The sequence below is a fragment of the Streptomyces sp. NPDC048612 genome (assembly GCF_043199295.1).
Taxonomy (GTDB): domain Bacteria; phylum Actinomycetota; class Actinomycetes; order Streptomycetales; family Streptomycetaceae; genus Streptomyces.
In genome coordinates this window covers 452,521-460,031 of record NZ_JBICVV010000003.1, presented here as the reverse complement: position 1 = coordinate 460,031, position 7,511 = coordinate 452,521, and the positions used below count along the sequence as shown (strand labels likewise).

The following is a 7,511-nucleotide window of genomic DNA, read 5'->3' as shown; positions in this document are numbered from 1 at the left end:
CCCTCACGCCCTGCGGGGGGTGGGTTCACCCCGGCCGCGCCGCCCCCCCCCCGGCGCCCCGGGGGGGGGGGGGCCCCCGGGGGGGGGGGCCCCCCCCGCCCGCCGCAACAACGGCTCGGAGACGTGCGGTGGTTACCAGATGACGGCGTCGTCCATCGACTGCTGCCAGTAGGTGACCTTGAGGGAGTCGTCGATGTAGACGCCCTTGGCGGGGAGCGAGGGGCGGGCGCCGGTGCCGACGCTGCCATTGCCGGAGGGGCCCTGGAAGTAGACGGTCAGGGACTTCTCCGTACGGCCGTGGGAGCCGCTGCCGTCGGTCGCGGACAGGTTCACCGAGGCGTAGCCGGACTCGCCCGGCTTCAGGGTGACGACGGCCTGCGGGTGGGAGGCCTCGATGACCGGCGGCACGGACTGGGCCTCGCCGAAGCGGACGGCCGGGTAGCCGTAGAGGTAGCAGGTGCTGCGGCTGGTGTTGGTGACCGTGAGCAGCATGTGGTTGACGGGACGGGTGAGGGGAGCAGCGACCGTCTTGGTGTTGGAGCCCTGGCAGGTGGCGGCCTTGGCGCCGGTGCGGGAGGTGCCGATCCCGGCCGCGGAGGTCTTCGTCAGGGGCGCGTTCGCGACCGGCTGTGAACCGGCCGACGCGGACTTCGCGTCCTCCTGGGAGGAACCGGAGGCCTTCGCGGACGCTCCTTCGTTACGGGCGCCGGAGCCGTCGCCGCACGCCGTCAGGGACAGGACGGCGAGCGCGCCGGCCGCGGCTGCGGTCAGGACCCGGGCGCGGGAGGTACGGATGCTGGACATGTCGGTGAGCCCCTTCGGAGGTGCGGTGGGTGTGGTGCTTGGATGTCCGGAGCATGTGGGGTGATCCGTCCCAGCGGCCACGCATACCGGGCAGTTGGGGATGCTGGAACGCGTAAGCGGGCTGTGACCGGGGGAAATGAAGACGCCTGGAACGCGGGAACGGGACGCGTCGGGCCACGCGGGGAGGGGAACAACGGTGTCCGGTGCGACAGGGGCGACGGGGGCTGGTGGGGATGCGGACGCGTTCGCGGAGCTGCTGCGGGGGTTCAAGGAACGCTCGGGGCTGAGCTACGGCACGCTCGCCAAACGGCTGCACATGAGTACGTCGACGCTGCACCGCTACTGCAACGGCAGTGCGGTGCCGGTCGATTACGCCCCGGTCGAGCGGCTCGCCCGGGTGTGCCGGGCGAGCCCCGAGGAACTGGTCGAGCTGCACCGGCGGTGGATTCTGGCGGACGCGGCGCGGGGGCGGAAGGGACCGGACGCGGCGCCGCGCGGTGCGGGGGCCGGGGCCTCAGCGGAGGCGCCGGGGCCCGGGGCAGCGGTGACCGGTGCCGGAGACCGGGCGGGGGACGCCGCCGATGCGGGCGGTGAGGCGCCTGAAGTGACGGGCGGTGGGGCGGAGCCGGCGTCCGAGGGCGCTGAGCGCGGTGAGTCCGGCGGCAGCGAGGAACCGGTTGCGGTCGGCACCGTCCCGGCCGCTTCCGTACGGCCCCGCCGGCGCCGCACCGCGCTCCTGGCCTCGGTCGCCGCGGCCGCCGTTCTGGGAGCCGTGGTGCTCGCGGTGAACCTGCCGTCCGCCGGCGGCGGGGGCGATGACGGGAAGGCCGACCGTGCAGCCGGGACCGCGGGCATCCCCGCCGGTACGGATACGGCTACCGGCCGGGCGAAGGACAAGCCGCCGTCCGCGTCGGCCGCTCCTTCCCCGTCCCGGGGTACGAAGACCGGCGAACCCTCCGCGTCGGCCTCGGAGTCGGCGTCGGTCGAGCGCAAGGGCGGGGGCGCGGCCGGGCACGACGGCGGCGTACCGGTCAACGTCGGCACCCGCCCCTACGTCTACGACAGCCCGTGCAGCCAGCACTTCCTCGTCGACAGTGAGCCTGAGCAGGTCGGCCCGCCCGCCGGCGAGCAGGACGCGCCGCGGTGGGCCGCCGCGTACGGCGCGGTCTCCTCGGGGGAGCAGCGCGTCGCCCTGACCGCGCAGGGCACCCGGAAGGACACCGTCGTCCTGGAGGCGCTGCACGTACGCGTCGTCTCCAAGGGCGCCCCGCTCGGCTGGAACGACTACTCGATGGGCGTCGGATGCGGCGGCAACGTCGAGACCAAGTCGTTCGATGTCGACCTAGACAAGGGCAGGCCCACGGTCACCGTCAAGAACGGTCAGCGCGACTTCCCCTACAAGATCAGCGAGTCCGACCCGGAGGTCTTCTACCTCAACGCCCACACCAAGGCGCACGATGTCCGCTGGGACCTCGCCCTGGACTGGTCGAGCGGTGACCGCCACGGCACCGTGCACATCAACAACAACGGCGCCCCGTTCCGCACCAGCGCCAACGCCGGACGCCCCGGCTACGACTACCCGCTGGGCGGCAGCGAGTGGATCGAGCGGGCGAAGTAGCCACGACCCGCGCCGCCGAAGGGCACCGCGCGCCATGCCGAGCGGCTCACACGCCGTGCTCGCGGACGCGGTGCCCCGTGTGCCGGCAGACCTGGGCCCACCCCTTGGACGACGGTGTGGGCCGGGGACGGCCCAAGCCAGGTAATGCGCAGGCGATCCGCCCGTCCACCGTGATACTCCAACGCCATGGACGACCTTGTGACGCCGCGGCTCATCCTTCATCCGCTGAGCCCCGACGAGGCGCAACGACTGCTGGCGGGCGAGCCGGACAGCGATGCGCGGTGGGCGCCCGACTACCCCACCGCGGGGGACACCGCCGGAGCCCGGCGCTTCCTGAGCGTCTGCGCGGACACGGGAAACCCCCAGCCGTTCGGCGCCTACGAGATCCGGCTCCGCGACCACGCACAGGCGATCGGCGGTCTGGGCTTTCACGGCCCCGCCGATCACCACGGCAGCGTGACGATCGGCTACGGCCTGAGCCCCTCGGCACACGGCAAGGGCTACGCCTCCGAAGCACTCCGCGCACTCCTGACGTTCGCCCGCGCCCACGGCATCACCTGCGTCAAGGGCGACACGGACCACGACAACATCGCCTCCCAGCACGTCATGACCGCCGTCGGCATGCAACTGGTCGCGGAGGACGAACGACTGAGGTACTACGAGATCACCTGGCCGGGCCGGGCAGCGACTTCTGAGGCGCGCTCCTAAGCGGTTCGTCGCGACCTGTGGTTCTCGCCCGCCATCCCGCCGCCAACTCCCCTTGTCAGTACCCGTAGCTACGGTGCCCTCATGACCGAAACCACCTTCTGGACCTGCCCGCCCGACCGAGAAGTCGGGGGACACGGCGACGACCACACCCTCACCCTCGTCCTTCCGCCCTTCCCCTCCGGCACCGTGAGCTTTGCTCCCCACGACCCTGAAGGGGCCCGCCACTTCGCCGAGAACTTCGACACCGTCGACGAGGTCCTCGAAGAGCTGCCCCCTGTCTCCGCGGCCGAGCATCTGGCTCCGGGGACGCGGGCGGACCTGGACCTCATCAGGGTGGGCTGCTGGGGCAACGTCATCTCCGTCACCGACCCGGCCCTGGTCGACAGCATCGGCGATCTGCCGCTGCTCGGGGCATCCGCCGCGCTCCGCGAGCGCCACCCCGACGCCAGGATCGTCGGATCGGCTAACGTCGACTGCGGAGAAGACCACACCGAAGACCTCATCCAGCTGCCCGGCGGTGTGATGCTGCACGCCGAAGGGTGGCCCGGCGTCGAGCCGTTGGACCTCACCGGCGACCCTCACGCCGTGGTGCGCGCCCTCGGCATCGGCGCTGAGACCCTCGTCGAGGAAGCGATCGACCTGGCCGAGGAGTCCGACGAGATCGACTGGCGGGCCCTGGGCCGGCTGGCGCTCGGACCGTGTGACCCGTGGGGCCGCGCGGACCTCCGGATGTCCGTCTTCCGGGTCCGCCACACCAGCAGCTCCACGTTCCGGATGGAGGAGAGCTGGTTCTGGGGCCGGTAACGATGCACCCTCCTCCCGGGACCCGGTTGGACAGAACCACGGCACAACCAGAAAGATCCTCAGGTAGTTCCGCAGGTGTCCGCGGGGGTGGGCCAGCGCATCGTGTGTTCTCCTCCGGGGCGCGCCGCATCGTTCCCACTGAACACATCGGAGAAAAGGCACAGATGAGCTTCGGCGACCCGAACAATCCCTACGGCCAGCAGCCGCCGCAGGCCCCGTACGGAGCTCCGCAGCAGCCGGCCCAGTACGGCTACCCGCAGCCGCCGCCTCCCCCACAGGCGTACGGCGCCCCGCAGCAGCCCGGCCCGTACGTACCTCCTCAGCAGTTCGGGCAGGGGCCCGGTTACCCGCAGCAGTCCGGGATGCCCGTCGGGCCGGGGATGTACGCGAGCTGGGGCAGCCGTTTCGGGGCGTTTCTGATCGACTTCCTGATCGCCAGCCTGGTGCCGTTCATCGCGGTATTCGCCGCGATCGCCCTTGAGAAGTCACTGAACTGCCTGGGCGACTCCGCGTGCCGAGCGGCCAGGGAGGCGCAACGAGTCCCCATCATCATCGGCCTGTTGGTGCTCGCCGTCCTGTGGATCGTCATCGCCAACATCGTCATCCTCGTCAAGGAGGGCAAGGGTGCGTCGCCGGGCAAGAAGGCCATGAAGATCCAGCTCATCCGCGAGGAGACCGGCCGGCCGCTCGGCTTCGGTCTGGCCCTGCTGCGCCGGATCTGCCACGGGCTGGACAGCGCGGCGTGCAGCATCGGCTACCTGTGGCCGGCCTGGGACGCGAAGGGCCAGACCTTCGCGGACAAGGTCATGCGCACGGTGGTCGTCCCCCGACGCTGAGGTCGGTGCACCGACCGGGCCCCGTGGGCGGGGCCCGGCCTGCCTCGGGCTCACCGCGTGCCGGGTGGCCGAGGGGGTCCGGTCCGATACGTCAGGAGTCACGACCGGGCATAGTCCGACAGGGTCGCCAGCCCCCGGGCCAGGTCCTCCTTGAGGTCGTCGAGGGCCTCGAAGCCGGCGTGCAGGCGCAGCAGGGGGCCGCGGCCGGTCCAGGTGCCGGGGAGGCGGTGGGTGACCGGATCGGCCGGCACGATCAGGCTCTCGTAGCCGCCGTAGCTGTGCCCGAGGCCGAACAGCTTCAGCTCCCCGAGCAGCGCGTCCACGGCGGGCTTGCCGGGCCCGGGTGCGAGTTCGAGGCCGAACAGGCCCGCGGCGCCGGTGAAGTCGCGGCACCACAGCTCGTGCCCCGGGTCGCCCGGCAGCGCCGGGTACAGCACGGCGCGCACCCCGTCCTGTTCGCGCAGCCAGGAGGCGAGGCCGACGGCCTGGCGGTGGTGCTCCCGCATCCGGACGCCGAGCGTACGGAGCCCGCGCAGGCCCAGATAGACATCGTCCGCACCGGCGCACTGGCCGAGGCGGATCGCCGTGGCGCGCACCGCGGGATAGGTGTCCTCCGTGCACACGATGGCCCCGAGGATGCTGTCGGCGTGACCGGTGAGGTACTTCGTCGCCGAGTGCACGACCACGTCGGCGCCCAGCTCCAGGGGGCGGTGGAAGGCGGGAGTGGCCCAGGTGTTGTCGATGACGGTGACCACGTCGTGGCTGCGGCACACGCTCGTGACGGCGGGGACGTCCTGTACCTCGAAGGTGGTGGAGCCGGGTGACTCCAGACAGACGAGGCGGGTGGTGGGGCGGATCAGGTCCTCGATGGACTTGTCCACTCCGGGATCGTAGTACTCCGTCTCCACGCCGAGACCGGCCAGCGAGTCGCAGAACTTGCGGGTGGGCAGGTAGACGGAGTCGCTGACGAGGAGGTGGTCGCCGGCCCGGACGAAGGACAGGATCGCCGTGGTGAGCGCCGCGAGACCCGAGCAGGTCGCGACGGCGGCGTGCCCGCCTTCCAGCTCGGACAGCGCCGTCTCGAAGGCGCGGCCGGTGGGGGTGCCGAAGCGGCCGTAGACCGGCATCCGGCGCTTCAACGGGTCGGCCTGCGAGGCGTCCATCGCGGCCACGTCCTCGTAGAGCACCGTCGAGGCGCGGTGGACGGGCGGGTTGACGTAGCCGTGCTGTTGCCGGGGGTCGGAACCGGCGTGCACGAACCGGGTCTCCATCGAGGGTTCGCCGGTCATGACACCACTTCCAGATCCGCTGTCTCGCCTTGTGGTGCGGCCGCCGCGGTCCGGCGGCCGCCGAGTACCAGGGCGATGGCTGCCGCGACGGCGCACTGCACGGCGACGGCGATCCAGAACATGCCCAGGTCGTGTGCGCTCTCGTAGTGGGCGAAGAGGAAGCCGCCCACGACACCGGCGAGGAGGCCGCCGATCCCCGCCGTCAGCCGCTGGACGCCGAAGGCGAAGGCCGGATTGCTGGGCAGGCGGTCGACCATCTCCAGGTCACAGCGCAGGAAGAGGAAGACCTCGCCGAGGCTGAAGAGCACGGTGCCGCCGAGCAGGGCAGCGGTGTGCCCCAGCGACATCACGGCCGTCCCGGCAGCCATCAGGGCGAACGAACCGGCCACCAGGCGGCGGTAGTCGGCCCGCGCGATCCATCCCGACAGCGGCGGCTGGAGCGCCACCATCATGGCGCAGTTGACGAGCATGGCCCAGCCGAGCACCTGGATGTTGTGCACGCCCGCGGCGTACAGGCCCAGGAAGCTCTGGAAGAAGAAGTAGAGGTAGAAGGCGAGGGCCGTGAACAGCACCGGCCGCAGGGCGCCGTGCAGGGACCGGAGATTCCCGGCGGGGGCGGGCCCGTGGGCGGTGGCACCGCCCGGCGGGACGTCCCGGCGGCGGGCGAGGGGCCGCATGGTGAGCTGGTGGGCCAGGGTGATCAGGCCGAACAGCGCCGCGGCGCCGAGGAGCAGCGCCACCGGATCGGCGTCGATCAGGACGGCGGCCAGCAGCGGCCCGAGCCCCATCCCGGCGTTCAGGGCCGCGCTGCTGACACCGAGGAACAGCGGCCGCAGCTCGTCGGAGACACAGGTGACGATGTACGCCTTGTTCGCCGGGAGATACAGCGCCGGACCGGCGGCGACGAGGACCACCGCCGGGTAGGCGACCCAGGGGACCTGCACGGCCAGCCCCAGCAGGAGCAGGCCCGTGGTCCGCAGGGCGAGCGAGCCGACCATCGTCCGCTTCAGGCCGAGCCGGTCCACGACCAGGCCCCCCAGGATGCTGCCGCCGAACTGGATGAACGTGGCGACGGCCACCAGCACACCGGCCAGGCGGACGTCCAGGCCCACCGCCTGGACCATCAGGACACCGATGAACGGGGTGACCATGTAGCTGCCGAGGGCGACCACGAAGGACAGCACGATCAGCGACTTGAGGCTCGACGACAGCCCCCTGAACGTCTGCCACTTGGCCGAGAGCGAGGACCTCATGCCGACGGCCCTCCGCTCCGCGGACCGGTGACGACCGGCCGGTCCGCGCGCGGCAGACCCCCTTCGCTCCAGGACCCGTCGTACACCGCCAGGTCGTCGTATCCGGCCAGTTCCGCACCCAGCGCCAGGATGCAGGCGGTGACGCCGGAGCCACAGCTGAAGAGCAGGCGCCGGCGCTCCCCGGCGAGCGGGAAGTCGC

At 71.9% G+C, this 7,511-nt stretch carries 7 protein-coding genes and 1 pseudogene; 4 read left to right on the top strand and 4 right to left on the bottom strand.

Annotated elements, in window-relative coordinates; genetic code table 11:
• Positions 1–132: 132 nt before the first annotated feature.
• A complete protein-coding gene (locus ACGFN2_RS08120; protein ID WP_393358417.1) occupies positions 133–804 on the bottom strand; it encodes a DUF4232 domain-containing protein in 672 nt (223 codons plus the stop codon).
• A 196-nt stretch (positions 805–1,000) separates the two neighbouring features.
• Here ACGFN2_RS08120 and ACGFN2_RS08115 point away from each other — a divergent pair, with 196 nt between their 5' ends.
• The 4 genes from ACGFN2_RS08115 to ACGFN2_RS08100 all read left to right on the top strand — a co-directional run bounded on the left by ACGFN2_RS08115 (position 1,001) and on the right by ACGFN2_RS08100 (position 4,770).
• Entirely contained in the window at positions 1,001–2,422 is a 1,422-nt protein-coding gene (locus tag ACGFN2_RS08115) for a helix-turn-helix domain-containing protein (RefSeq protein ID WP_393358415.1), read from the top strand.
• Positions 2,423–2,608: 186 nt separating this feature from the next.
• Positions 2,609–3,130, top strand: a complete 522-nt coding sequence (locus tag ACGFN2_RS08110) for a GNAT family N-acetyltransferase (RefSeq protein ID WP_393358413.1) — start codon at positions 2,609–2,611, stop codon at positions 3,128–3,130.
• Positions 3,131–3,211: 81 nt separating this feature from the next.
• Positions 3,212–3,934, top strand: coding sequence for a DUF6333 family protein (locus ACGFN2_RS08105; RefSeq protein WP_362613971.1), 723 nt, complete (start codon positions 3,212–3,214; stop codon positions 3,932–3,934).
• Positions 3,935–4,098: 164 nt separating this feature from the next.
• Complete coding sequence (locus tag ACGFN2_RS08100; RefSeq protein WP_393358411.1) at positions 4,099–4,770, top strand: RDD family protein; 672 nt, start codon at positions 4,099–4,101, stop codon at positions 4,768–4,770.
• A 98-nt stretch (positions 4,771–4,868) separates the two neighbouring features.
• On the opposite strand, the gene metC is transcribed toward ACGFN2_RS08100, so the two are convergent.
• The 3 genes and pseudogenes from metC to ACGFN2_RS08085 form a co-directional block, all read right to left on the bottom strand.
• On the bottom strand, positions 4,869–6,059 hold the full coding sequence (gene metC, locus ACGFN2_RS08095; protein WP_393358409.1) for a cystathionine beta-lyase: 1,191 nt from the start codon (positions 6,057–6,059) through the stop codon (positions 4,869–4,871).
• The gene (locus ACGFN2_RS08090) at positions 6,056–7,312 is read right to left on the bottom strand and encodes an MFS transporter (RefSeq protein ID WP_393358407.1); all 1,257 of its coding nucleotides are present in this window, start codon (positions 7,310–7,312) and stop codon (positions 6,056–6,058) included. The genes metC and ACGFN2_RS08090 overlap by 4 nt, the downstream gene beginning before the upstream one ends.
• A pseudogene (locus ACGFN2_RS08085) lies at positions 7,309–7,497 on the bottom strand (sulfurtransferase); the annotation flags it as partial. The gene ACGFN2_RS08090 and the pseudogene ACGFN2_RS08085, both read right to left, overlap by 4 nt.
• Positions 7,498–7,511: the final 14 nt, after the last annotated feature.

Coding starts and splice junctions, on each gene's coding strand:
- ACGFN2_RS08120 (WP_393358417.1), bottom strand. CDS start 804: ATGTCCAGCATCCGTACCTCCCGCGCCCGGGTCCTGACCGCAGCCGCG.
- ACGFN2_RS08110 (WP_393358413.1), top strand. CDS start 2,609: ATGGACGACCTTGTGACGCCGCGGCTCATCCTTCATCCGCTGAGCCCC.
- ACGFN2_RS08105 (WP_362613971.1), top strand. CDS start 3,212: ATGACCGAAACCACCTTCTGGACCTGCCCGCCCGACCGAGAAGTCGGG.
- ACGFN2_RS08100 (WP_393358411.1), top strand. CDS start 4,099: ATGAGCTTCGGCGACCCGAACAATCCCTACGGCCAGCAGCCGCCGCAG.
- metC (WP_393358409.1), bottom strand. CDS start 6,059: ATGACCGGCGAACCCTCGATGGAGACCCGGTTCGTGCACGCCGGTTCC.
- ACGFN2_RS08090 (WP_393358407.1), bottom strand. CDS start 7,312: ATGAGGTCCTCGCTCTCGGCCAAGTGGCAGACGTTCAGGGGGCTGTCG.